The organism is Streptomyces sp. NPDC127595 (assembly GCF_042671685.1).
In the GTDB taxonomy this organism is placed as follows: Bacteria; Actinomycetota; Actinomycetes; order Streptomycetales; family Streptomycetaceae; genus Streptomyces.
Map to the genome: position 1 here is coordinate 209,388 of NZ_JBHXWK010000014.1, position 24,378 is coordinate 233,765.

Annotated in this window: 19 protein-coding genes and 1 pseudogene; 10 read left to right on the plus strand and 10 right to left on the minus strand. The window is 70.3% G+C overall.

Features of this window, described 5'->3' with window-relative positions; translation table 11 throughout:
- Window positions 1–87: 87 nt before the first annotated feature.
- Window positions 88–1,851, minus strand: a complete 1,764-nt coding sequence (gene lysS / locus ACFVKT_RS34930; RefSeq protein ID WP_385739121.1) for a lysine--tRNA ligase — start codon at window positions 1,849–1,851, stop codon at window positions 88–90.
- Between the two features lie 656 nt (window positions 1,852–2,507).
- Here lysS and argS point away from each other — a divergent pair.
- The 3 genes from argS (at window position 2,508) to ACFVKT_RS34945 (ending at window position 6,406) form a co-directional block, all read left to right on the plus strand.
- Window positions 2,508–4,277 carry an arginine--tRNA ligase gene (gene argS / locus ACFVKT_RS34935; RefSeq protein WP_385739124.1) on the plus strand — a complete coding sequence of 590 codons (1,770 nt, stop codon included), beginning with the start codon at window positions 2,508–2,510 and terminating at the stop codon, window positions 4,275–4,277.
- 205 nt (window positions 4,278–4,482) lie between these two features.
- Entirely contained in the window at window positions 4,483–5,445 is a 963-nt protein-coding gene (locus ACFVKT_RS34940) for a hypothetical protein (RefSeq protein ID WP_385739127.1), read from the plus strand.
- A gap of 79 nt (window positions 5,446–5,524) precedes the next feature.
- Window positions 5,525–6,406: a DUF4253 domain-containing protein gene (locus ACFVKT_RS34945; RefSeq protein WP_385739130.1), complete on the plus strand. Its 882-nt coding sequence runs from the start codon at window positions 5,525–5,527 to the stop codon at window positions 6,404–6,406.
- Between the two features lie 30 nt (window positions 6,407–6,436).
- Here the strand turns inward: ACFVKT_RS34945 and ACFVKT_RS34950 are convergent, their stop codons facing one another.
- Window positions 6,437–7,813: a helix-turn-helix domain-containing protein gene (locus ACFVKT_RS34950; protein WP_385739133.1), complete on the minus strand. Its 1,377-nt coding sequence runs from the start codon at window positions 7,811–7,813 to the stop codon at window positions 6,437–6,439.
- Window positions 7,814–8,027: 214 nt separating this feature from the next.
- On the opposite strand from ACFVKT_RS34950, the gene ACFVKT_RS34955 reads away from it, so the two are divergent.
- Complete coding sequence (locus ACFVKT_RS34955; RefSeq protein WP_385739136.1) at window positions 8,028–8,780, plus strand: DUF4232 domain-containing protein; 753 nt, start codon at window positions 8,028–8,030, stop codon at window positions 8,778–8,780.
- Here ACFVKT_RS34955 and ACFVKT_RS34960 read toward each other — a convergent pair.
- Window positions 8,755–8,967, minus strand: a pseudogene (locus ACFVKT_RS34960) (hypothetical protein); the annotation flags it as partial. The gene ACFVKT_RS34955 and the pseudogene ACFVKT_RS34960 sit on opposite strands and share 26 nt — an antisense overlap.
- A 1-nt stretch (window position 8,968) precedes the next feature.
- Entirely contained in the window at window positions 8,969–9,430 is a 462-nt protein-coding gene (locus tag ACFVKT_RS34965; RefSeq protein WP_385739139.1) for an ATP-binding protein, read from the minus strand.
- Between the two features lie 112 nt (window positions 9,431–9,542).
- Here ACFVKT_RS34965 and ACFVKT_RS34970 point away from each other — a divergent pair, with 112 nt between their 5' ends.
- Window positions 9,543–10,370, plus strand: a complete 828-nt coding sequence (locus tag ACFVKT_RS34970) for a Scr1 family TA system antitoxin-like transcriptional regulator (RefSeq protein ID WP_385739142.1) — start codon at window positions 9,543–9,545, stop codon at window positions 10,368–10,370.
- Complete coding sequence (locus tag ACFVKT_RS34975) at window positions 10,367–10,609, plus strand: DUF397 domain-containing protein (protein WP_385739145.1); 243 nt, start codon at window positions 10,367–10,369, stop codon at window positions 10,607–10,609. Before ACFVKT_RS34970 ends, ACFVKT_RS34975 begins: the two co-directional genes overlap by 4 nt.
- A gap of 157 nt (window positions 10,610–10,766) precedes the next feature.
- On the opposite strand, the gene hemB is transcribed toward ACFVKT_RS34975, so the two are convergent.
- On the minus strand, window positions 10,767–11,759 hold the full coding sequence (gene hemB, locus ACFVKT_RS34980) for a porphobilinogen synthase (RefSeq protein WP_385739148.1): 993 nt from the start codon (window positions 11,757–11,759) through the stop codon (window positions 10,767–10,769).
- Window positions 11,760–12,405: 646 nt separating this feature from the next.
- Between hemB and ACFVKT_RS34985 the strand changes: the two genes are divergently transcribed.
- On the plus strand, window positions 12,406–13,815 hold the full coding sequence (locus tag ACFVKT_RS34985; RefSeq protein ID WP_385739151.1) for an FAD-binding oxidoreductase: 1,410 nt from the start codon (window positions 12,406–12,408) through the stop codon (window positions 13,813–13,815).
- 228 nt (window positions 13,816–14,043) lie between these two features.
- On the opposite strand, the gene ACFVKT_RS34990 is transcribed toward ACFVKT_RS34985, so the two are convergent.
- From ACFVKT_RS34990 to ACFVKT_RS35010, 5 genes are all read right to left on the minus strand, one after another.
- Window positions 14,044–15,786: a uroporphyrinogen-III synthase gene (locus ACFVKT_RS34990; RefSeq protein WP_385739154.1), complete on the minus strand. Its 1,743-nt coding sequence runs from the start codon at window positions 15,784–15,786 to the stop codon at window positions 14,044–14,046.
- Window positions 15,783–16,742: a hydroxymethylbilane synthase gene (gene hemC, locus ACFVKT_RS34995; protein ID WP_385739157.1), complete on the minus strand. Its 960-nt coding sequence runs from the start codon at window positions 16,740–16,742 to the stop codon at window positions 15,783–15,785. Before hemC ends, ACFVKT_RS34990 begins: the two co-directional genes overlap by 4 nt.
- Entirely contained in the window at window positions 16,739–18,667 is a 1,929-nt protein-coding gene (locus tag ACFVKT_RS35000) for a glutamyl-tRNA reductase (RefSeq protein ID WP_385739160.1), read from the minus strand. The genes hemC and ACFVKT_RS35000 overlap by 4 nt, the downstream gene beginning before the upstream one ends.
- Window positions 18,664–19,422: a redox-sensing transcriptional repressor Rex gene (locus ACFVKT_RS35005; RefSeq protein ID WP_385739163.1), complete on the minus strand. Its 759-nt coding sequence runs from the start codon at window positions 19,420–19,422 to the stop codon at window positions 18,664–18,666. Before ACFVKT_RS35005 ends, ACFVKT_RS35000 begins: the two co-directional genes overlap by 4 nt.
- Before the next feature lie 323 nt (window positions 19,423–19,745).
- Window positions 19,746–20,057, minus strand: a complete 312-nt coding sequence (locus tag ACFVKT_RS35010) for a glutaredoxin family protein (protein WP_385739166.1) — start codon at window positions 20,055–20,057, stop codon at window positions 19,746–19,748.
- Between the two features lie 124 nt (window positions 20,058–20,181).
- On the opposite strand from ACFVKT_RS35010, the gene ACFVKT_RS35015 reads away from it, so the two are divergent.
- The 3 genes from ACFVKT_RS35015 to ACFVKT_RS35025 all read left to right on the plus strand — a co-directional run bounded on the left by ACFVKT_RS35015 (window position 20,182) and on the right by ACFVKT_RS35025 (window position 24,318).
- Complete coding sequence (locus ACFVKT_RS35015) at window positions 20,182–21,123, plus strand: HAD family hydrolase (RefSeq protein WP_385739169.1); 942 nt, start codon at window positions 20,182–20,184, stop codon at window positions 21,121–21,123.
- An 860-nt stretch (window positions 21,124–21,983) separates the two neighbouring features.
- Complete coding sequence (locus tag ACFVKT_RS35020) at window positions 21,984–22,754, plus strand: ECF subfamily RNA polymerase sigma factor, BldN family (protein WP_385739172.1); 771 nt, start codon at window positions 21,984–21,986, stop codon at window positions 22,752–22,754.
- 331 nt (window positions 22,755–23,085) lie between these two features.
- Window positions 23,086–24,318 (plus strand): DUF5667 domain-containing protein, encoded by a 1,233-nt coding sequence (locus tag ACFVKT_RS35025; RefSeq protein WP_385739175.1) that lies wholly within the window; start codon window positions 23,086–23,088, stop codon window positions 24,316–24,318.
- The last annotated feature ends 60 nt before the right edge of the window (window positions 24,319–24,378 follow it).

Below are 24,378 nucleotides of genomic sequence, written 5' to 3' on the forward strand. Positions count from 1 at the left end.
GGGGGCCCCGGGATCCCTCTAGCCGCCGCGGGGGGGGCCGGGGCCCTTTGCGCCGGGGCCGCCCCCGTCGTCGTATCGCGTCCGGGTCTACTCCCCGAGGAGGCGGCGCACCCTCTCCTGCCCCACGGCCAGCAGCAGCGTAGGCAGGCGCGGGCCGGTGTCGCGGCCGACCAGCAGGTGGTAGAGGCGTGCGAAGAAGGTGCGCTGGGCGACCTTGATCTCGGGCGGGAGTTCCTTGGCGGTGGCGTCGGCGGGGAAGCCGGCCTGGACCTTGGGGACGCCGTAGACGAGCTGGGTCAGGCCGTCGAGGGACCAGTTGGCGTCGAGTCCGTCGAGCAGCAGGCGCAGGGACTCGCGCCCCTGGTCGTCGAGGGACTTCAGAAGGTCCGTGTCGGGCTCGTCGCGGACGACGGTGCGCTCCTCCGCCGGGACCTGCGTGTTGATCCAGGTCTCGGCCTTGTCGAGCCGCGGCCGGACCTCGTCGAGCGAGGTGAGCGGGTTCTGCGGGTCGAGTTCGGTGAGGATCCGCAGGGTCTGGTCCTCGGCGCCGGCGGTGATGTCGGCGATGGAGGCGAGGGTGCGGTACGGCATCGGGCGGGGCGTCCGGGGAAGCTCACCGGCGGCCGTGCCCACCGCGCGCGTGTACGCGGCGGCGTCCGCCGGGAGCACGGAACCGTCGGCGACCTTGCCCGCGAGCTTGTCCCACTCGTCGTAGAGCCGCTGGATCTCCTGGTCGAAGGCGATCTTGAAGGACTGGTTGGGGCGGCGGCGGGCGTAGAGCCAGCGCAGCAGCTGCGGTTCCATGATCTGGAGGGCGTCGGCCGGGGTGGGCACCCCGCCCTTGCTACTGGACATCTTGGCCATGCCGCTGATGCCGACGAAGGCGTACATCGGCCCGATCGGCTGCTTGCCGCCGAAGATCCCGACGATCTGGCCGCCGACCTGGAAGCTGGAGCCGGGGGACGAGTGATCGACCCCGCTCGGCTCGAAGACGACACCTTCGTAGGCCCAGCGCATGGGCCAGTCGACCTTCCAGACCAGCTTGCCGCGGTTGAACTCGTTCAGCAGGACGGTCTCGGAGAAACCGCAGGACGAGCAGGTGTACGTCAGCTCGGTGCTGTCGTCGTCGTAGGCGGTGACGGTGGTGAAGTCCTTCTCGCACCGCCCGCAGTAGGGCTTGTACGGGAAGTACCCGGCGTCCGAGCTGCCGTCGTCCTCGGCGGCGGCGCCGGAGCCCTCCGCGGCCTCCAGCTCGGCCTCGTCGACGGGCTTCTGCCCCTGCTTCTTCGCCGGGCCCTTCTTGGTGCGGTACTGCTCGAGGATCGCGTCGATGTCACCGCGGTGCTTCATCGCGAAGAGAACCTGTTCGCGATAGGTGCCCGAGGTGTACTGCTCGGTCTGGCTGATCCCCTCGTACTCCACGCCCAGCTCGGCGAGCGACGCGGTCATCGCGGCCTTGAAGTGCTCGGCCCAGTTGGGGTGTTCCGAGCCCTTGGGGGCCGGCACGGAGGTCAGCGGCTTGCCGATGTGCTGCGACCAGGACTCGTCGACACCGGGGACACCGGCCGGGACCTTGCGGTAGCGGTCGTAGTCGTCCCAGGAGATCAGGTGGCGTACGACGTGACCGCGCCGCCGGATCTCGTCCGCGACCAGGTGCGGCGTCATGACCTCCCGAAGGTTCCCGAGGTGGATCGGGCCGGAGGGCGAGAGCCCGGACGCGACGACGACCACCGGAGCGGTAGCGACTGATGTCACTGCGCCGGGGGCCCGACGCTCCGACTCCTCGATGACCTCATCCGCGAAACGGGAGACCCAGTCGGTGGTCTCGGCACTCTGAGCCACGATCGGCACGTCCTCTTTCTCGAAGTTCCTCCGGAACCAGCCGGCAGACTCACACGGCTGACGCCCCCATTCTCCCAGCTCGAAGGCCATCCACGAAAACCGCTTTTCAATGAGGTGGACCCCTCCACCCCCACCGACGCTGGAGATCTTCCAGCCCGCCCACCGTCCGAGGACGACAGCCGCCATCCCGATCCCCCACCCACCCACGGAGACGGCACCCTTCAACCCCGCCCGGGGTAGATCTTCCAGCCCGCCCACCGTCCGAGGACGACAGCCGCCATCCCGATCCCCCACCCACCCACGGAGACGGCACCCTTCAACCCCGCCCGGGGTAGATCTTCCAGCCCGCCCACCGTTCAAGGACGACGGGCACCATCCCGATCCCCCACCCACCCATGGGGGCGGCACCCTTCTACCCCGGCCGGGGTAGATCTTTCAGCCCGTCCGGCGTTTGAGGACGAGGCCGTCCAGGCCGAAGCGGGGGTCTGGGGGCGGCAGCCCCCAGGAACAAGGGACGGGCAGGGGCGGAGGGGGCGAAATAAACCCGGTTCCACGCCCACGGCGGGGCACCCCCCGCACACCCCTCACCCGAGAAATCCCCTTGTCCCCCCATGGGATACTGGGTGGGTCTATCTGATTCCTCGAGGAGAACGGCACACACTCACATGGCCCCGGTCACGTCCCTCACCGCTTCCGTCCATCAGCGCCTCGCGGACGCCCTCTCGGCAGCCCTGCCGGAGGCCGGTTCCGCGGACCCGCTGCTGCGCCGAAGCGAGCGAGCGGACTTCCAGGCCAACGGAATCCTCGCCCTCGCGAAGAAGGCGAAGGCGAACCCGCGTGAGCTGGCGACGCAGGTCGTGGAGCGGATCACGACCGGCGACGTGATCAAGGACATCGAGGTCTCCGGACCCGGCTTCCTGAACATCACGATCACCGACAGGGCGATCACCGAGAACCTCGCGGAGCGCTACGCGGACGGCGCCCGCCTCGGCGTCCCGTTCACGGACAACCCGGGCACCACGGTCATCGACTACGCCCAGCCGAACGTGGCGAAGGAAATGCACGTAGGCCACCTCCGCTCCGCGGTGATCGGCGACGCGGTGGTCCAGATCCTGGAGTTCGTCGGCGAGACCGTCGTCCGCAGGCACCACATCGGCGACTGGGGCACCCAGTTCGGCATGCTCATCCAGTATCTGGACGAGCACCCGCACGAGCTGGACCACAAGGACGCCGAAGTCACCGGCGAAGAAGCCATGTCGAACCTCGACCGGCTCTACAAGACGGCCCGCAAGCTCTTCGACTCCGACGAGGAGTTCAAGACGCGTGCGCGGCGCCGGGTGGTGGACCTCCAGGCGGGCGAGCCGAAGACGCTCGCGGCCTGGCAGAAGTTCGTGGACGAGTCGAAGATCTACTTCTACTCGGTCTTCGACAAGCTGGACATGGAGATCCGCGACGCGGACGTGGTCGGCGAGTCCGGCTACAACGACATGCTGGACGAGACGTGCCGCCTCCTGGAGGAGTCGGGCGTGGCGGTCCGCTCGGACGGCGCGCTCTGCGTGTTCTTCGACGACGTCAAGGGCCCGGACGGCAACCCGACCCCGCTGATCGTGAAGAAGTCGGACGGCGGCTACGGCTACGCGGCGACGGACCTCTCCGCGATCAGGGACCGTGTCTTCAACCTGAAGGCGTCGGCGCTCGTGTACGTCGTGGATGCCCGGCAGTCCCTGCACTTCAAGATGGTCTTCGAGACCGCGCGCAGGGCCGGCTGGCTGAGCGACGACGTCAAGGCGCACCAGCTGGCCTTCGGCACGGTCCTCGGCAAGGACGGCAAGCCGTTCAAGACCCGTGAGGGCGAGACGATCCGGCTGGTCGACCTGCTGGACGAGGCGATCGACCGCGCCACGGCCGTCGTACGCGAGAAGGCCGAGAAGGTGGGCCTGAGCGAGCAGGAGATCGAGGAGAACGGCCGGTACGTCGGTATCGGCGCCGTGAAGTACGCGGACCTCTCCACCTCCGCGGTCCGGGACTACAAGTTCGACCTGGACCAGATGGTGTCGCTGAACGGCGACACGTCGGTGTACCTGCAGTACGCGTACGCCCGTATCCAGTCGATCCTGCGCAAGGCGGGCGAGGCGCGCCCGGTGGCGCATCCGGAGCTGGAACTGGTGTCGGCCGAGCGGGAGTTGGGTCTGCACCTGGACCGGTTCGGCGAGACGCTCGCCGAGGTGGCCGAGGGCTATGAGCCGCACAAGCTGGCGTCGTACCTCTACCAGCTCGCCTCGCTGCTGACCACGTTCTACGACAAGTGCCAGGTCCTGAGCGACGAGAACCCGCCGGAGCTCGTCGAGAACCGGCTGTTCCTCGTGGACCTCACGGCCCGCACGCTCCAGCAGGGCATGGCGCTGCTGGGGATCAGGACCCCCGAGCGCCTCTGACCCACTCCGAGCGCCCAAGGGCGTTCACCGGCGCGGCCCCCGGTTGTTCAGGTACCGGGGGCCGCCCGGTTTTTCCGGCCCTTGCCGTCACGATGCGGCCACAAGCGCAGGCGCCGACGGAATGCGACGAACGCGACCCGGGGGCCGTACGTCACAGGGACGGTACGAACACTCCACTCGTCACCGCCAGTCCCCGGGGGACCCCATGCGCTCGGAAAACACCCGCAGGAAGACCACACGCACCGCTCGTCTGCTCATCGTGCTGGCCCTGTTCACCGCCGGAGCCGGAGCTGTCGCCGGCTGCGGTGACGGAAAGAGCAACGAGAAGAACAACGCGAAGAGCGACGAGAAGACCCGGGCGGCCTCGGCTCCGCAGCCGGACGGCCGCGCTCGTGAGGTCGCCGAGGCCTGGGACGGATCGCAGGCCGCCGAGGTGTGGTTGGCGGGCTACTACCCGATGGGGGACTGGGTCCAGCCGCCCGAGGGCGGCTTCCGCAACGACGCCGACAAGCAGGCGTACCAGGTCGCGAACTACGCCCTGCGCGGCAGGCTCCCCGCGGCCCCGGACAAGGACGGGCAGGTGAAGTGGGCGAGCGGGGGCTCGGTCACGCTGCCGCTGACGGGGGCGCAGAAGGCGTACGAGTCGGTGGACCGCGGCGGCGACGGCGGTCCACCCCTGACGGTGACCGGGGCGGAGCTGGGCGAGATGACGCTGGCCACCAGCCGTGGCCCGGCGACCGTCCCGGCCTGGCTGTTCACCCTGGAGGGCTACGACGCACCGCTCAAGCGGGCCGCGGTGCGCCCTTCGAAACTTCCCGCACCGCCGATCGAGCCGGCCGGCCGGGCGAGCCACCTGAGCAGCGCCGAACTGACGCCCCTCCAGGGGCTGTCCGAGACGGCCGAGGACGGCCGGTCCCTCAAGGTCCTGGTCGGCCACGGATCCTGCGACGACGGTCCTGCGGTGGACGTGCTGGAGACGGACGGCAGCGTGGTGCTGTCGGCGTCGGTCGTCGGAACGAAGGACGGTCCCTGCGATTCCGCCATGCACATCGAGAAGGTGACGGTGGAAGTGGACCGGGCGCTCGGCGACCGGGTCCTGCTCGACGCGTACACGGGCCGGCCCGTGCCCTTCGAGCAGCGGTCCGGGCCGTCGCCGAGCTGGAGTTAGAGCCACCGGGGCACCCAGGTCATCCAAGTCATCTGGGCCCCCCGCCCCGTTGTCAGTGGCTGCCCCTAAAGTCAGGGCCATGGCGACACTTCCCAACCCGCTGCCCACGCTGGCGGCCGACCCGAGCGGGCGCGCGCTCGGGCTTGAACTCCCGTCGGGGCGACTGATCGACGCGACTGATGAGGGCTCGTGGCACGAGCCGCTGCTCTGGCACGCCGAGGGCCCCGCGGCTCCCGGAGCCTGGTCGGCGCTGGAGCCCGCCCGCCGGACCTCCGGCCTGCTCCCCCTCCTCATAGACGTCGGCGGCGACCAAGGAGCCGTGGACGACTGGGGGTTGACGCCGGGCTGGGCGTCGTACCCCGGGGATCACGACGCCGAGGAGGTGCTGACGGAGTTCTGGGAGGAGTACGCGGCGGACGCGCCCGACCCGGACGAGGACTACCCGGGCAAGGCAGTCGTCGTCGAGACCTTCGGCGAGCCCGACACGTACGAAGAGACGGTCGCGCCCTACGGCTCCGGGTGGCCGGGCCTCGCCTCCGCCACCACGCCGGACACCGACCCGGACACGCGCGCCGCCGAGATCGCCGACTCCCTCGCGGACAGCGGCTCGTGGCTGAAAGACGCGCGCCTCGCCCTGGTCCCGGCCCGCCGCAGCGCGGACATCCCGGCGGCGATCGGCTGGTCGGGTCCAATGAACTACGAGGGGGACGTGGCCCGCCTGTGCGCCGTGCTCCGCTCCTGGGAGGACCGCTTCGGCATCCGCGTGGTCGCCCTCACCTGCGACCAGCTCGTCCTGTCGGTCGCGGCCCCGCCCACCACCACGGCCGAGGCGGAGGCAGTCGCCGCCGAGCACTTCGCGTTCTGCCCGGACAACATCACCCAGGGCCACCACGAGACGCTGCGGGCGTACGCCGCACACGAAGTCCTCGACCAGAAGGTGTGGTCGTTCTGGTGGGACTGACACCCGGGGGGCCGGACCCGGACTCGACGGTCAGCCCTTGATGTTGGGCTCGTACTCGTTCCTCCACCACTCGGAGTCGCCCAGCGGATAGTCGTACGCGGGCCGCCCCACGTTCCCGCTCGTCCGGAACGGGTTGCCGTTGTCGTCGATGCGGACCGTGCCCTTGTTGGTTCCGCTGGACCAGTCCAGCTCCAGGTACCAACTCATGTCGTGGGCCTTGGAGTTCGCGAACACATAGAAGACCTCGGGCTCGGACTCACTGACCTTGTAGGGGAAGTCCCGCTGCCCGGCCTTGGTCTCGACGGTGGGACTTCCGGCGTCCAGGTCCACGACGAACGACTTCGTTTCCACGCTGCCCCCGCAGCCGAAGCCCATCTCGAAGTCGTTCCAGGCGAGCGGCGCGTTCTTCGTCACCACGCGCACATGCATCGCCTCCAGTACGACGGTGGCCTTCCCTGTGCCCTGCACGGTCAGCGCGAGCATCTGCTGTCCGCCGGCGACCCCGCCGAGCGCGGTGACCCACCCACGCGCCTCAGACTCGTTCGGCGGCGGCGGCACCTGCTCGGCCTTCTGGTTCACCAGGTAGTGCTGGCTGCACGGGTCTTCCCACTTGTACGGGTTGGCCGCGACCGTGGGCGCGGAGGCGCCGTCCTCGTCCACGGCGTCCGGAGCCGCCCCGGCCCCACTGCCTGGCTGCGCGGAGGTGGAGTTGGAGTTGGAGGCCGTCGGGGTGCTGTCCCCCGAGACGGCCGGCGAGACCGGCTCCCCCTTCGAGCCCGGCGATTCACCGGAATCACCGGAACCGGCGGCGACGGACTCCGGAGCGGCGGCCCCCACGGACTGCTTCCGCCCCTGACCGTCATCGCCCCCGCCGGGCACAAGGTTCACCACGAGCGCGGCCGACACCACGGCAGCGGCGACGGCGACACCGGCAAGGACGACGGTACGGCGACGCCGCGGCACGGGCACCACAGACGCCACAGGCGCGTCCGGCCCGACGCCACGCTCGCCCGCCGGGAGAGCCCCGTCCTCCGGCCCAACTCCCACTCCGGCCCCGGGCTCGGAGTCAACTCCGGCCCCGCCAACCGGTTCAGCAGTCGGTTCGGCAATCGCGGACGCCGCCCCGGCCCCCGCCCCGGCGGGGGCCGGCCCCCCGACACCCTTCTGCCCCCGCCGGGCATCGGCCAGCACCCAGCGCCGATGCAGCTCCACCAGTTCGTCGGGGGTGGCCTTGCACACCCGGGCCAACCGTTCCACGGGTGCGTAGTCCGTCGGTACGGCGTCCCCGTTGACGTACCGGTGAAGGGTCGACGCGCTCATGTGGAGCCGCTTCCCCAGCACTCCGTAACTGAGCCCGGAGCGCTGCTTCAACTGTCCCAGCAGCTCCGAGAACTCGTCCCCCGCCACCGTTCCTCACTTCCCCGCGTCCCAGATACGCGTTCCAGGGGAACAGTATTCCCCCAGGTCAGAGCCCTGCGAGCGTTCCAGCATCCCGGATACCCCGGCGGCCGTGGCGGCTGGGACGGATCGCCGCACAAGCTGTGGTCATCCAAGCACGCCGCTCCCGGCACCCGGTCGACCGGCCTGCATCCACACCCGTTCCACATCAGGGGGATCCACCATGTCCGCACGCAACTCCCGCACCCGTATGCTCGCCGCCGCCGCGATCACGGTCGTCACGCTGACGCTGGCGGCATGCAACAACGGAGAGGGCGTCAAGGACGAGGGCGCCTCGGCGATCTCCTCGGCCACGGACTCGCCCGTCACGACCGCCAAGCCGTCGCCCTCGCCGACCAAGGAGAACGAGGGAACGTCCACGGGAGCCGACCAGGCCGCCGACGGCACGACGGACGCCACGAAGGCCCCGGACTCCGCGGGCTCGACGGGCTCCACGGGTTCAAAGGACTCCGCAGGCACCTCGGGCTCCTCGGGCACCTCGGGCTCGAAGGACTCGGTCCCCACCTCCGCCCGCTGCACCAGCACCACCACCCGTACGACCGCCACAGAGGTCTCCCGCCCCCTGAACCACATGCTCCTCACCGTCACCAACACCGGCTCGGGCAACTGCAACCTCATCGGCTACCCGGCAGTCCGCTTCACCGACGCCCAGTCGGTCCCGCCGGCCTTCGAGGACTCCAAGCCGCAGGCAGTGGTCACCCTGGCCCCCGGCGAGTCGGGCTACGCGAGCGTGCTCCTGTCGAGCGCGGACGGCAGCGGCTCCAACGGCTACACGGCCAAGACCCTCGCCGTCCTCCTGAACAACAGCACGGGAGACGCGGCCCACCCCTCGCTCCCCGCGAAGGGCGTGTGGATCGACGACACGATCACCGTCACGTACTGGCAGTCGGTCATGGCGGACGCCCTCGCCTGGTGACTCGGGGAGTTGAGGAGGCAGGGGCTCGCCGGCCGGAGGCCAGCCCCGCCCCCAACCGCCGCAGCCCCTCCTCGATCTCCTCCGGTGTCTGCGTCACGAAGCACAGCCGCAGCGTCGGCCGGTCGGGCTCGGCCGCGTAGAACGGCACACCGGGGACGTACGCCACCTCCTGCCGCAGCACCGCCGGGTCAGGAGCCAAGCCTGGTCAGAGGGCCAGGCCGGGGGCCCGTCCGGCCGTCCTCGCCAGTGGCCCCCGCTTCCCACTCGCACCACACCACCTTCCCGGGGTCCCGCTCCGCCACCCCCCACTTGTCGCTGAGCGCGGCGACGAGCAGCAGCCCCCGCCCGCCCTCATCCGCGTCGTCCGCGATCCGCGGGGCACCGGGCCCGCCGTCGTGCACCTCAACCCGCAGTACGTCCCCCTCGTACCGCAGACACAGCTGGAACCCCCGTCCGGGCGGCACCCCGTGCACCAACGCGTTGGTGGCGAGCTCACTCACGCACAGCAACACGTCGTCGGTGCGGTCGGCCTGGGCCAATCCCCAGTCGGCCAGCGCCTCGCAGGTGAACCGCCTGGCAGCGGGAACGGATCGGCGGTCGCGACGGTAGAAGCGCTCGCGCTGACAAGGCAGTTGGGTTGTCTCGTTCACGGGACGAATGTCGCGCAAAGTCACTACCGTGGATCAGTGAGTAAACCCGTACTCAGAATTTGTACGGGTTCGGACGGGTCGGTACGGGCGCCTGTGGGGGAGTTAGTCCGGCATGAACGCCAAGAAGCAGCCACGGAAGAAGAACCTCTCCGCCATGCGGATGGTCGGCGCGCAGATGCAGACCGCCCGCAGGGCGGCGGGCTACACCCAGCGCACCCTCGGCGAGGCGGTCCTCGCCGACGAGGAGTCGATCGCGTCGATCGAGCAGGGCAGAAGGCCGCTCCTGCCGGACCTCGCCGAGACCCTGGACCAACTCCTCGACACGAAGGGGCTGTTGCTGGCCGGGGTCACGAACATGCCGGAGATCGACCAGTTCCCGCTGTTCGCCGAGCAGTACATGCTGCACGAGCGCGAGGCCATCGCGCTGTCCTGGTTCGACAACGCCGTCGTACCCGGTCTCCTCCAGACCGAGGCGTACGCCCGCGCCGTCCTGCGCGAGCGCATCCCGGCGTTCGACGAGGACGAGATCGAGACCAAGACGGCGGCCCGCGTGGAACGCCAGGAGATCCTGCACCGCAAGTGTCCGCCGACGCTGAGCTTCATCGTGTGGGAGCCGGTGCTCCACCTCGGCGTCGGCGGCTCGAAAACCCGCCGCGACCAGCTCCGCCACCTGCGCGAGCGCGCCGAACTCCCCGGCCTGGCCCTCCAGTTCCTGCCGATGAACACGCCCTCGCACGCCGGCCTGGACGGCCCTTTCACCCTCCTGGAGACACCCGACCACCAGCACCTCACCTACACCGAGAGCCAACGCGGCAGCCAGTGGGTTTCGGACCCCGACGAGGTGTCCATCCTGGCGCGCAAATATGCGATGCTGCGGTCACAGGCCCTGTCTCCCCAGGAGTCGAAGGGCCTGCTAGACCGTCTGCTAGGAGACAAATGAGCACCGCACTTGAGTGGTTCAAGTCGAGCTACAGCGGCGACGAGGGCGGCCAGTGCCTCGAAGTCGCCTACGCCTGGCGCAAGTCCAGCTACAGCGGCAGCGAAGGCGGCCAGTGCGTAGAGGTCGCCACCTGCCCCCACGCCATCCACATCCGCGACTCCAAGAACCCGGAGGACGGCCCCACCTTCACCGCCTCACCGGAAGCCTGGTCGGCCTTCACCGCGCACGTCTCCCGCTGAGACGCTTGCCGTCACGGCGGTTCAACGCGACGGCAACCGGAAGATCGTCTCCGCCCTCGGCAGCACCGCGGCGTAAGCCTTCCTAAGCCCCCGAACCGACGGCGAAAGCGGCAACGCCCGCCTCGCCGTCACCAGGTGAAGGCGGCTCCTGCGCACCTCAGCACAGCCGCTGCGCAACCTCGGTGGCCCAGTACGTCAGGATGTTCCGCGCCCCGGCCCGCTTGATCCCCGTCAGCGACTCCAGGATGGCCTTGTCCCGGTCGATCCAGCCCTTCTCGGCGGCGGCCTCGATCATCGAGTACTCGCCGGAGATCTGGTAGGCGGCCACGGGCAGGTCCACGGCGTCCGCGACGCGCGCGAGGATGTCCAGGTAGGGCCCCGCCGGCTTCACCATCACCATGTCGGCGCCCTCTTCGAGGTCGAGCGCCAGCTCCCGCAGGGCTTCCCGGGCGTTCGCCGGATCCTGCTGGTACGTCTTGCGGTCACCCTTGAGCGAGGAGCCCACGGCCTCCCGGAAGGGGCCGTAGAAGGCGGAGGAGTACTTGACGGTGTAGGCGAGGATCGCGACGTCCTCCCGGCCGATCTGGTCGAGGGCGTCACGGACGACGCCGATCTGGCCGTCCATCATCCCGCTGGGGCCCACCACATGGGCTCCCGCGTCCGCCTGCACCTGCGCCATCTCGGCGTACCGCTCAAGGGTGGCGTCGTTGTCCACACGGCCCTCGGCGTCGAGCACCCCGCAGTGACCGTGGTCGGTGGTCTCGTCCAGACAAAGGTCGGACATGACCAGCAGCTCGTCACCGACCTCGGCCCGCACATCACGCAACGCCACCTGAAGGATCCCGTCCGGATCGGTGCCCGGCGTACCGACCGCGTCCTTCTTCGAGTCCTCGGGCACCCCGAAGAGCATGATCCCGGAGATCCCGGCAGCCACCGCGTCCGCGGCCGCCTTCTTCAGGCTGTCCCGGGTGTGCTGCACGACGCCCGGCATAGCCGCGATCGGCACGGGCTCGCCGATACCTTCCCGCACGAAGGCCGGAAGGATGAAGTCAGCGGGATGCAGCCGAGTCTCGGCGACCATGCGCCGCATGGCCACATTGGTCCGCAGACGCCGCGGCCGCGTACCGGGAAAGGATCCGTACGTCGTCATACACCTACGCTACGCCCGCCCCCACACCCCCTTTGCCGACGAGCCGTCGGCGCCAACAGCCACCCACTCCCCACCGCCCCGGGACCAGGGTCCACCACAGCAAGCCCCCGAACCGGATGACCAGCCAGGCTGAGACCCCCAAGGGCCCCAAGGGGGCCTCGTCCTCAAACACCGCACGGGCCGGAAGACCATCCCTGGCCGGAACTGATGCGGAAAGCCGCCCACCGGCGGAAGGGGCCGGGGGCCGGTACATCAAATGCCCGTCGCGTACGTTCGCGTCACCGGACCCGTCTCCACTCAGCCGACGTCTGATCCGGCGGCGACGGGCGGATGTACCGGCCCCCGGCCCCGACCCGAGGACGGCCCCGCATGCGACCCACCCAGCACGGGTCCATGCTGGAAAGAGGGCCCGAGAACAGGGCCCGAGAACAGAGCCCCCGAACAACACCCCACAACACCAATCCGCACCGAGGACCCCGACGGCCCCGCTCCCGCCGCGTGCAGCGGCCCGGCACACCACAGGCCGGCAAACCCGCACCCGCACACGCACACACACGCCCCCGCACACGACGCCCGAACAGAACCGCCGCCGACCCTCCCCGCGCCGCCCGACCGCCCCGCCCGGCCCGCGCTCAAGGAGGACGCGATGACCGCCCCCGCCCCGCACCACCCTCACGCCACCCCCGACCTCTTCGCCCTGTCCGACATCCGCGGCCCGGTGCTACGCCCGGGCGACCCGGACTACGCCGACGAGGTCACCGGCTTCAACCTGGCCGCCCGCCACACCCCCGACCTGGTCGTCGGCGCGACCGGTACCGACGACGTCGTGGCCGCGCTGCGCTGGGCGGCCGCCACCGGCACCCCCGTCGCCGTACAGGCCACCGGTCACGGCGCGAACTTCCCCGTCGAGAATGGCCTGTTGATCAACACCGCCCGTATGACGGACGTACGCGTCGACGCGACCGAGCGCACCGCGAGGGTCGCCGCGGGAGCGAAGTGGCGCCAGGTCCTGGAGGCGGCCGCACCGCACGGACTGGCGGCCCTGAACGGCTCGTCCACGGACGTCGGTGTCGTCGGCTACACGCTGGGCGGGGGCCTTCCGGTGCTCGGCCGGGCGTACGGCTACGCGGCCGACCACGTCCGCTCCTTCCAGGTCGTCACGCCCGACGGAACGCTCCACGAGACGGACGCCGACCACGAACCCGAGCTCTTCTGGGCGCTGCGCGGCGGCAAGGGCAACGTCGGCGTGGTGACGGAACTGGTCTGCGACCTGCTCCCGCTCTCCCGCGTCCTCGGCGGCGGAATCTACTGCCCCGGCGAACACGCGGAGGCCCTGCTGAACGCCTACACCGCCTGGACCCCGACCCTGCCCCCGCAGATGTGCACGGCGTTCACGATCCTGCGCCTGCCCCCGCTCCCGGAGATCCCCGAACCCCTGCGCGGCGGCTTCTGGGCCCGGGTCGCGGCCATCTGGACCGGTGACCCGGCGGAGGGCGAACGCCTGCTGGCCCCGATCCGCGAGGCGGCGCCGGTGGTCGTCGACACGGTGGCGGAGATGGACTACACGGCCGTGGACCAGGTCTACGCGGAGCCGCAGGACCCGCTCCCCGCAAGGGAGTCGTGCGCCCTGCTGCGCGACCTGACCCCCGACGCCGTACGGACCTTCCTGGACCACGTGGGCCCGGCAGCCCCCGCCGACTACCCGCTCCTGCTCGTCGAGTTGCGTCACATGGGCGGCGAACTGGCCCGCCCCGCCGCCGTCGAGGACGCGGTCTGCGCACGTGACGCGGCGTACCTGCTGGAGACGGTCGGTGTGCTGGCGGGACCTGAGGCCGCCGCGGCGGTCGAGACGGCCACGATCGCGCTGAACGCCGCGATGGCGCCGTACGGCACGGGCAGGACCATGGTCAACATCCATGGCGTCCCCGGAGACGAGACCGACCGCGCCCGCGCCTGGACCCCCGAGGTCTACACCCGCCTCCGCGCCGCCAAGGCCACCTACGACCCGGCGAACCTCCTGCGCTTCGGCCACGCGGTGAGGCCCGCAGCCGCATGAGCGCGAACGCAGTGACGCCCACAGCCGCACGAGTACGAACGCAGTGACGCCCACAGCCGCATGAGTACGAACGCAGTGACGCCCACAGCCGGCATGGGCGCAAACACAGGAACGCCCACAGCCGCATGAGCGCGAACACAGGAACGCCCACAGCCGGCATGAGCGCGAACGCAGGGACGCCCGCAGCCGCACAAGCAGCTACGGGCGCCCACCACACGTAAAACGTGATTACGTCGTACGCCGCCGCCGAGACCCCGGCCGCCGCTCGCTGGGCCGGGTGACGGGATCCCCCGCCTCCGTGGCCGCCGCGCGACGCCGCAGCCCGAAGTCCGCGAGCGCCTCGGCCAGCTTGAGCGCAGACGGCTCGGGAGCCATCACGTCGACCCGCAGGCCGTGCTCCTCGGCCGTCTTCGCGGTGGCGGGCCCGATACAGGCGATCACCGTCACGTTGTGCGGCTTGCCCGCGATACCGACCAGGTTCCGGACGGTGGAGGACGAGGTGAAGAGCACGGCGTCGAAACCGCCGCCCTTGATCGCCTCGCGCGTCTCGACCGGCGGCGGGGACGCCCGCACGGTCCGGTAGGCCGTGACGTCGTCGACCTCCCAGCCCAGCTCGATGAGCCCCGCGACCAGCGTCTCGGTGGCGATGTCGGCCCGCGGCAGGAACACCCGGTCGATCGGATCGAACACCGGGTCGTACGGCGGCCAGTCCTCCAGCAGCCCGGCGGCGGACTGCTCCCCGCTCGGCACCAGGTCCGGCTTCACGCCGAAGGCGACCAGCGCCTTGGCCGTCTGCTCGCCCACCGCCGCCACCTTGATGCCGGCGAAGGCACGCGCGTCGAGCCCGTACTCCTCGAACTTCTCCCGCACCGCCTTCACCGCGTTCACCGAGGTGAAGGCGATCCACTCGTAGCGGCCGGTGACAAGGCCCTTGACCGCGCGCTCCATCTGCTGGGGCGTCCGCGGCGGTTCGACGGCGATCGTCGGCACCTCGTGCGGCACGGCCCCGTACGACCGCAGCTGGTCGGAGAGCGAGACCGCCTGCTCCTTCGTGCGCGGCACGAGGACCTTCCAGCCGAACAGCGGCTTGGACTCGAACCACGACAACTGGTCGCGCTGGGCGGCGGCGGAACGCTCACCGACCACGGCTATCACCGGGCGGTGACCCTCCGGAGAAGGCAGCACCTTCGCCTGCTTCAGCGTCAGCGCGATGGTCCCGAGGGTGGCGGCCCACGTCCGCTGACGGGTCGTCGTACCGGCGATGGTGACGGTCATCGGCGTATCGGGCTTACGGCCCGCGGCCACCAGCTCACCCGCAGCCGCACCGACCGAGTCGAGCGTCGAGGAGACGACGACCGTCCCATCCGACGCCCCGACCTCGGTCCAGCACCGGTCGGAGGCCGTCCGCGCGTCGACGAACCGCACATCCGCACCCTGCGCGTCCCGCAGCGGCACACCCGCGTAGGCGGGCACACCGACGGCGGCCGCGATGCCGGGTACGACCTCGAACGTAATACCCGCGGCAACGCAGGCGAGCATTTCCTCCGCGGCGTACGTATCTAGTCCTGGGTCCCCGGACACCGCACGCACGACCCGCTTGCCGCCCCGTGCGGCCGTCATGACAAGATTGGCAGCGTCCCTCAACAGGGGGTCACCAACGGTTGTTGACGAACCGTCAACAACCGTTAGCTGAGGCGTGCCTGTACCCGAGTACGCACTCACAGAAGAAGGCGTGCCCACGGGCGACGCATGGGTACCTGTACCAGTTTCGGTATCCGTATTCAGTACGGCGACGCCCGGTCTGGCGTGTGCGCGGACGACGTCGAGCACCTCGTGCTCGGCGACGAGAACATCCGCGTTCGCCAGCGCCTCGACGGCGCGCAGTGTCAGTAGTCCCGGATCCCCGGGTCCGGCACCAAGGAAGGTGACGTGCCCGTGTTCCGGACCGGCGGGAAGGTTGGTGGGGCTCACTGTGCTCGCTCCCCCATCAGACCGGCCGCGCCCTTGGCAAGCATCTCGGCAGCGAGTTCACGGCCGAGCGCCATTGCTTGGTCGTACGTCTCGGGCACGGGACCGGTGGTGGACAACTGCACCAGCGTCGAGCCGTCGGTCGTGCCGACGACGCCGCGCAGGCGCATTTCCTTGACAATCTGCCCGTCGGCCAACAGGTCGGCGAACGCACCCACAGGTGCGCTGCAGCCGGCCTCCAGGGCGGCGAGCAGGGACCGTTCGGCGGTCACGGCGGCCCGGCTGAGCGGGTCGTCGAGTTCGCCGAGCGCTGCGACGAGGTCCGCGTTGTCCGCGGCACACTCGATCGCCAGTGCCCCCTGGCCGGGGGCGGGCAAAACTGTGTCGACGGACAGGAAGTCCGTCACTTCCTCGATCCGGCCGAGGCGACCGAGTCCGGCGGCGGCGAGCACGACGGCGTCCAGCTCACCCTTGTGCACATACCCGATCCGGGTGTCGACGTTCCCCCGGATCGCGACCGTCTCGATCGTCATCCCGTGATTGCGCGCGTACGCGTTCAACTGGGCCATCCGGCGCGGCGAACCGGTACCGATCCGCGCCCCGTCCCCCAGCTGCGCGAAGGTGAGGCCGTCGCGGGCGACGAGCACGTCACGCGGGTCCTCGCGCAGCGGTACGGCTGCCAGCGCCAGGTCGTCGGGCTGCCCGGTCGGCAGATCCTTGAGGGAGTGCACGGCGAAGTCGACGTCTTTGGCGAGCAGCGCGTCGCGCAGCGCGGTCACGAACACCCCCGTGCCGCCGATCTGCGCGAGGTTCTCGCGGGAGGTGTCGCCGTACGTCGTGATCTCCACGAGCTCGACCGGCCGTCCGGTCACCTGACTCACGGCGTCCGCCACCTGCCCGGACTGGGCCATGGCGAGTTTGCTCCGCCTGGTCCCCAGCCTCAAAGCCTGCTTATTCATGCTCGCCCTCGGTTCTCGGCGTTCTCTGTGTTCTCTGCGTGCTGGGCGTTTTCGCTGCTGCTGCTGTCGCTCTCCTCGGCCCGAGAGACGGAGGCGACCGTCTCGGGGTCCAGGTCGAACAGGGTCCGCAGCGCGTCCGCGTACCCGGCGCCGCCGGGTTCCGCGGCCAGCTGCTTGACCCGTACGGTCGGCGCGTGCAGCAGCTTGTCCACCACGCGCCGTACGGTCTGGGTGATCTCTCCGCGCTGCTTCTCGTCGAGGCCGGGCAGGCGTCCGTCCAGCCGCGCGATCTCGCCCGCGACGACATCGGCGGCCATGGTCCGCAGCGCGACGACGGTGGGGGTGATGTGCGCGGCCCGCAGGGCGGCACCGAAGGCGGCCACCTCGTCGGAGACGATCCGTTTCACCTGGTCCACGTCGGCGGCCATCGGCGCGTCCGCGGACGCGTCGGCGAGGGACTCGATGTCGACGAGCCGCACCCCGAGCAGCCGGTGCACGGCCGCGTCGATGTCACGGGGCATCGCCAGGTCGAGGAGCGAGAGGACGGGAGCGGGCCGGGGGATCTCGGCGACGGGCTCGGGCTTACGACGCTCGGGCACCCGGCCCACGGTGGCGGCCGCCACGGCCAGCGCGGCGATGGCGTCGGCGTCACCCTCCGGGTCGAACAGAGCCGCGAACCCGGCGGCGCTGTCCTGCGCGGCACCGGAACCGGTGACCACCGTGCGCTGCGCCCGGCCCGCCACATCGCCCTTGTCCACCCAGGCCGCGTGCTGTTCCAGCTCGGCCGCTCCCATCCCGGCGACGGCAGCCTCACCCAGCACGGAGAACCCGGCGGTGGTCTGCACGGCGGACAGGTCGAGCGGGCAGCCTTCGTCGGTCCCGACACTCGTCTGCGGAAGGGCGTCCCGTACGGCGCCCGAAGCGGTCGTACGACCGGAATCGGCACCCGATACGGACGGCGTACGACCGGAGTCGGCGCCCGGGACAGCGGTCCGACCGGAGTCGCCCGCCATCGAAGAGCGAGAGCCGGCATCCGCACCGGGGACCACGTGCTCCGTCGTACGCCCCTCGATCGCGGCGGCGACGGACTCGGCCGACAGGACGAGCCCCGTCGCCCCCGTACAGGAAACGGCGACATCGGCTCGTGCCAGTTCGAACGGCACCGAGTTGATCGGTACCGCGCGGGCCAGCACGCCCGTTTCGTCGTTGTCGCTGAGACGTTGTCCATACTGCTCTCCGAGCAGTTGGGCGAGGCGCTCGGCGCGGTCCAGCGTGCGGTTGGCGACGACGACCTCGGCGACCCCGGCACGCGCCAAAGTCGCGGCGGCCAGCGAGGACATGGAGCCGGCGCCGAGGACCAGCGCCCGCTTGCCCCTGAGCCAGGCGTCGACCGGGACGCCGGACGCCAGCTGCTCCAGGCCGAAGGTGACCAGGGACTGGCCGGCGCGGTCGATACCGGTCTCGGAGTGGGCGCGCTTGCCGACCCGCAGGGCCTGCTGGAACAGGTCGTTCAGCAGCCGGCCCGCGGTCTGCAGTTCCTGCCCGGTGGCGAGGGCGTCCTTGATCTGGCCGAGGATCTGGCCCTCGCCCACGACCATCGAGTCGAGGCCGCAGGCCACCGAGAACAGATGGTGGACGGCCCGGTCCTCGTAGTGCACATACAAGTAAGGAGTGAGCTCGTCCAGGCCGACCCCGCTGTGCTGGGCGAGGAGCGTGGACAGCTCGGCGACGCCCGCGTGGAACTTGTCCACGTCGGCGTACAGCTCGATCCGGTTGCAGGTCGCGAGTACGGCGGCCTCGCTGGCCGGCTCGGCGGCGAGGGTGTCCTGCAACAGCTTGACCTGCGCGTCGGCGGACAGCGTGGCCCGCTCCAGGACGCTGACCGGAGCGCTGCGGTGACTCAGCCCCACGACGAGGAGACTCATGCCGGCATCACGGCGGGGACATCCCCGTCAGGCCCTTTGCCGGTGTTCTCCGGAGTGGCCGGGTGCAGGGCGGCGGCCTGCGCCTCGGCCTCCTCGCCGGCCTTGCGCTGCTCGTGGAAGGCGAGGATCTGCAGCTCGATGGAGAGATCGACCTTGCGTACGTCGACACCGTCAGGGACGGCCAGAACGGTCGGCGCGAAGTTGAGGATGGAGGTGACACCTGCGGCGACGAGCCGGTCGCAGACCGCCTGGGCGACGCCCGGCGGGGTGGTGATGACCCCGATGGAGACGCCGTTCTCGTCGATGATCTTCTCCAGGCCGTCGCTGTGCTGCACGGCGATCCCAGCGACCTGCTTGCCCGACATCTCGGGATCGGCGTCGATCAGCGCGGCCACCCGGAACCCACGGGAGGCAAACCCACCGTAGTTTGCCAGCGCGGCGCCGAGATTACCGATACCGACGATCACGACCGGCCAGTCCTGGGTCAGGCCCAGCTCGCGGGAGATCTGGTACACGAGATATTCAACGTCGTATCCCACACCACGCGTCCCGTAGGAGCCGAGGTAGGAGAAGTCTTTACGCAACTTTGCGGAGTTGACCCCGGCGGCGGCCGCGAGCTCCTCGGAGGAGACCGTGGGTACCGAGCGCTCCGACAGTGCGGTGAGGGCTCGGAGGTACAGCGGAAGCCGGGCGACGGTGGCCTCGGGAATCCCTCGGCTGCGGGTCGCCGGTCGGTGAGTTCGGCCAGTTGCCACGGTGCTCCTGCGGGTAGCGCGGGGCTGCAGGCGGTCACACGTACCTAGACCGCCCCGTCGAATGCAGGCTATGTCTTTGTGAACGCGTGCACAAAGATGGTGTCCGATTTGCCCGGCCAACGTGACCGGGGTCACGCACGCCCGGCACACAGGTATGAAACCGGCGCGCAGGCAGTTTCGATCCTCGCCTGAAGGGGGCAAAACCGCACACTCTCCTCAACGCATCCCGCCCCCGAGACCAATCGCCGTCGATCCTAGGCGACTTTCCGGACCAGTTGGACTACGCAGTCAGGCCACGATGCGGTCACGCCCGCCCTCCTTCACTATGTGAGGGCTTTGCGAAGGCGCTCCTCGTTCACCCGCCAGAACGTGTGCTGCGCGCCGTCGACCAGCACAACCGGGATCTGCTCCCAGTACTCGCGGTACAGCGCCTCGTCCGTGCTGATGTCCTTCTGCTCCCAGACCACCCCGAGCTCACCGCAGACCCTCGCGACCACCTCCTGTGCGTCATCACACAGATGACACCCGGGTTTCCGAATGAGAGTGACCACCCGCGCCTCTCCAGCAGTGCCGGCAGCCACCGCCTCGGCCTCCCTCTCCGTACGACGCCCACGGCGCCGGAACATGGAACTCATACAGCCATTCTCCCGCCCCGACACACCGCCCGGATCGATTCTTTAACGGCTCGGTCGCGGAGAGTTCACAGCCTCGAATCCTCGCGACTCCGGAACCACCGAACAAACTGGCTATGCTCACGACATGGCCGCTCTCGGATGGCTCACTCCCCGTAGGCGCTCCGCCACCGCGCGGAGCGTGTTGGCAGGCGAGGCCTCGGCTGAGGCAGCGCGCAAAACCTCCCAGGAGCTGGAGGAATTCGCGCAAGCCGCGCCTGGCGTCCCTGCCGACGAACCGGACTTTCCGGTGCTCGGCGACGACAAGGCAGCCGCCTTCTTCGATCTCGACAACACCGTGATGCAGGGCGCCGCGATCTTCCACTTCGGCCGCGGGCTGCACAAGCGGAAGTTCTTCGAGACCCGCGATCTGGCCCGGTTCGCCTGGCAGCAGGCGTGGTTCAGGCTGGCCGGCGTCGAGGACCCGGAGCACATGCAGGAGGCCCGCGACTCGGCCCTGTCGATCGTCAAGGGCCACCGCGTCGCCGAGTTGATGTCCATCGGCGAGGAGATCTACGACGAGTACATGGCGGAGCGGATCTGGCCCGGCACCCGCGCGCTGGCCGAGGCACACCTGGCCGCCGGCCAGAAGGTGTGGCTGGTCACAGCCGCCCCCGTCGAGATCGCCACGGTCATCGCCCGCCGCCTCGGCCTGACCGGCGCCCTGGGCACGGTCGCCGAATCCGTCAACGGCGTCTACACGGGCAAGCTGGTCGGCGAGCCGCTGCACGGCCCCGCGAAAGCAGAAGCGGTACGCGCCCTGGCCGCCGCCGAGGGCCTGGACCTCTCCCGCTGCGCCGCCTACAGCGACTCCCACAACGACATCCCCATGCTCTCCCTGGTCGGCCACCCCTACGCCATCAACCCCGACACCAAGCTCCGCAAGCACGCCCGCAAACTGGAATGGCGCCTACGCGACTACCGCACAGCCCGCAGAGCCGCCAAGGTAGGCATCCCGGCCGCAGCAGGAGTAGGCGCGGTAGCAGGCGGCACAGCAGCAGCAATCGCCCTACACCGCCGCCGCCGCTAACGCCCATTCCGGGGTCCCACCACTCAGCCCACCCCGGGTCACCCCGAGCCCGACGCCCGACGCCCGACGCCCGACGCCCGACGACGAGGCACGACCACCCCGCCCCCCACCAATAGGGACCCCGGCGGTTGAGAACGAGGGGCGCCACCCCGATGCCCCACCCACGGGGGGGGCAGCTTCCGCGCCCCGGCCGGGCGAGAGATCTTCAGCCCGTCCGGTGCTCGAGGACGAGACGGCGCCATCGCCAACCCCCACCCACCCACGGGGACGGCGTAATCAGCTCCGGCCGACGCTAGAGGCCTTCAGCCCGTCCGGCCTTTGAGGACGAAACGGCGCCATCCCGACCCCCCACCCACCCACGGGGACGGCGTATTCAGCTCCGGCCGGCGCTGGAGATCTTCAGCCCGTCCGGCGCTTGAGGACGAGGCCGTCCAGGCCGACAGCGGGGGTCTGGGGGCGGCAGCCCCCAGGAACAAGGGACGGGCAGGGGCGGAGGGGGCGAACAAACCCACACCCCAGCCGACCCGCTTCCGGATGCTCATGACACACCCGAAACCCGGCAATCCCACACTCCTACCCCCACAACGCCCCCGCCAGTCCCGTTAACGACAGTCGGCCACAACACGCCCCCCACCCAAACGGAACACGAACCGAAACGATCAACAAACGGTCACTGTCCGGCACTTGAATCGGCGTCAACAAGCAACAGAAGCGACGCAACCGGTGATTTGTGCAACTCGGTGTAGCGCTGCCTGTACGAAGCGTTATTCTCCTCAGACGCAAACCGGCACCCCTATATAGCTACGACGGGTGAACGGTTCCGCACTGAACGTGATGGAAGCTCTGCCTCTGGGAGTCCCGTGTACTCACACGTCGGGGTTGACGCCTCGGGCCTGGCTACGCTGCGCGCAACGGTCCTCGACCGCTTGCGCGGCTTCGTCCCCACCGCGTACGCCGTCCCCGCCTTCGCCGGCCCCGCGCCCGTCGGCCCTTGTTACGCCCTGGCCGACGGAAGCGCGGCGGTCGGCAGACGGGGCCGCTCGAGCTCACCCACCACCGCCCGCCGCCCGGCCGCAGACAGCGACAGCGCCCGGATGATGGAACTCGTAGAGCGCGCCCAAGCGGGCGAGGCCGATGCGTTCGGCCGTCTCTACGACCAGTACAGCGACACCGTGTACCGCTACATCTACTACCGCGTCGGCGGAAAGGCGACCGCGGAAGACCTCACCAGCGAGACGTTCCTGCGCGCCCTGCGCCGCATCGGAACCTTCACCTGGCAGGGCCGCGACTTCGGCGCCTGGCTGGTGACCATCGCCCGCAACCTGGTCGCCGACCACTTCAAGTCCAGCCGCTTCCGGCTGGAAGTGACCACCGGCGAGATGCTCGACGCGAACGAGGTCGAGCGAAGCCCCGAGGACGCCGTCCTGGAGTCGTTGTCGAACACGGCACTGCTGGACGCCGTACGACGGCTCAATCCCCAGCAGCAGGAGTGCGTCACCCTGCGCTTCCTCCAGGGGCTCTCGGTCGCCGAGACAGCCCGCGTGATGGGCAAGAACGAGGGCGCGATCAAGACCCTCCAGTACCGGGCGGTGCGCACCCTGGCCCGGCTCCTTCCGGACGACGCCCGCTGAGCGCCGTACACCGCACAAACGCCATCGGTTCGGGCTGGACCGCAACCCTCGGGTTGGAAGCCCCCCTCCTTATGGGTGGGGGAGCGGAGTCATAGTGATCCCACACGCTCAGCGACGCTCAACTCACCGTCCGTAAAAGTCTGTTGACTTCGCGGTCCGATCATCCGTCGTCCGTAACCCAAGTGCCGCGACGCTCGTTGTGCGGGATACAGGCTCCCTGTGGTCACTCCCCGGCCACCACCGGTCACTCGATCGTGTGGATGTGGTCAGGGAGTGCAACCCTCAGGACCCCCTGGGGAGTCGACCGTCATGATGAGAGGAGGTGCCGCCAGTGATCGCGAACGTATCGGCACACCGGCGGGCGAACGCCTTCGCCCTGGCCCTGGAGGAGCATTCCGACCAGGGCACGGCGGCCGAGCAGCCCGATGGATCGGCACCGTCCCCGGCTGCTGCGGAACAGACCGATCAGGGCCTGCTGTTGGCTCTGGCCACCGGTCTCGGCGAGCTGCCCAAACCGGAGCTCGACCCCGAGGTCAAAGTCGTGCAGCGAGCCCAGCTCGTCGCCGCGATGGAGGCCATGCTGCTGGAGGGCACCGCCGCGGGAGGCCAGGGCCCGGGCCCTTCGGTGCCCGAGCAGCGGTCCCGCCGGGGCCGGGGCACGCACCGGGCGACCGGGCTCGGGAAGTTGCGACCGCGTTCCCGGCTGTCGAAGGGGCTCGCCGCGGGCGGGCTCACCGTGGGTGTGGCCGCGGGAGCCTTCGGCGGCGTGGCCGCTGCCAGCTCCGACGCCCTCCCCGGTGACTCGCTCTACGGGCTGAAGCGCGGCATGGAGGACATCAAGCTGGGCCTGGCCCATGGAGAGAGTGACCGGGGCGAGCTCTATCTCGACCAGGCCTCGACCCGGCTCAGCGAGGCCCGCCGGCTGATGGAGCGCGGCCGGTCCGGGCAGCTCGACCACGAGTCCCTGGGCGAGATCCGCCGCGCCCTGTCGGGCATGCAGCATGACGCGGCCGAAGGCCACCGACTGCTGCACGAGGCGTATGAGCGGGACGGCTCACTCGGCCCCATCCAGGCCCTGTCCGCCTTCTCGCAGTCCCACCGCGAAGCCTGGGGCGCACTGCGCGACCGGCTGCCCGTGCAGCTCGGCGATGTCAGTGACCAGGTCTCGTCGGTGTTCGACGCCATAGACGAAGAGGTCGACCCGCTGCGCTCGCTGCTGCCACAGCCGCCCGCGCCGGAGGGCACGGGCCGCCACCGCGGCTCGAGCTCCGACTCCACCGCCTCCTCCGGTACGGACCGGCCGGCACCCAGCGCCACCAGCGGCAGCGGCTCGTCCGGCAGCAGCCAGAGCAGCGGCAAACCCAAGCCGTCCACCTCGGACAGTGAGGACGACGGCCTGCTCGGCGGCAACACGGGCGGCCTCCTGGAACCGCCCAAGGACACCACCGGCTCCGCCACGCCGTCGACGGGCACCCCGTCCACCGGTGAACCGGACGTCACCCTGCCGCCGCTCCTCCCGGGCCTGCTCCCGGGCCTGGGCATCGACAGCGAGGACGTCGACTAGAAGATCGTGGTGGGTCCGCGGGGGGGGGGGGCCCGGCCCGGCGCGGCGGCCCCCCCCGCG

What these genes read in the sequence shown, in the direction of transcription:
- ACFVKT_RS34940 (WP_385739127.1), top strand. Translation starts at nt 4,483, where the DNA reads ATGCGCTCGGAAAACACCCGCAGGAAGACCACACGCACCGCTCGTCTG.
- ACFVKT_RS34945 (WP_385739130.1), top strand. Translation starts at nt 5,525, where the DNA reads ATGGCGACACTTCCCAACCCGCTGCCCACGCTGGCGGCCGACCCGAGC.
- ACFVKT_RS34955 (WP_385739136.1), top strand. Translation starts at nt 8,028, where the DNA reads ATGTCCGCACGCAACTCCCGCACCCGTATGCTCGCCGCCGCCGCGATC.
- hemC (WP_385739157.1), bottom strand. Translation starts at nt 16,742, where the DNA reads ATGAATAAGCAGGCTTTGAGGCTGGGGACCAGGCGGAGCAAACTCGCC.
- ACFVKT_RS35015 (WP_385739169.1), top strand. Translation starts at nt 20,182, where the DNA reads ATGGCCGCTCTCGGATGGCTCACTCCCCGTAGGCGCTCCGCCACCGCG.
- hemB (WP_385739148.1), bottom strand. Translation starts at nt 11,759, where the DNA reads ATGACGACGTACGGATCCTTTCCCGGTACGCGGCCGCGGCGTCTGCGG.
- ACFVKT_RS34975 (WP_385739145.1), top strand. Translation starts at nt 10,367, where the DNA reads ATGAGCACCGCACTTGAGTGGTTCAAGTCGAGCTACAGCGGCGACGAG.
- ACFVKT_RS34970 (WP_385739142.1), top strand. Translation starts at nt 9,543, where the DNA reads ATGAACGCCAAGAAGCAGCCACGGAAGAAGAACCTCTCCGCCATGCGG.
- argS (WP_385739124.1), top strand. Translation starts at nt 2,508, where the DNA reads ATGGCCCCGGTCACGTCCCTCACCGCTTCCGTCCATCAGCGCCTCGCG.
- ACFVKT_RS35010 (WP_385739166.1), bottom strand. Translation starts at nt 20,057, where the DNA reads ATGAGTTCCATGTTCCGGCGCCGTGGGCGTCGTACGGAGAGGGAGGCC.
- ACFVKT_RS34985 (WP_385739151.1), top strand. Translation starts at nt 12,406, where the DNA reads ATGACCGCCCCCGCCCCGCACCACCCTCACGCCACCCCCGACCTCTTC.
- ACFVKT_RS35000 (WP_385739160.1), bottom strand. Translation starts at nt 18,667, where the DNA reads ATGAGTCTCCTCGTCGTGGGGCTGAGTCACCGCAGCGCTCCGGTCAGC.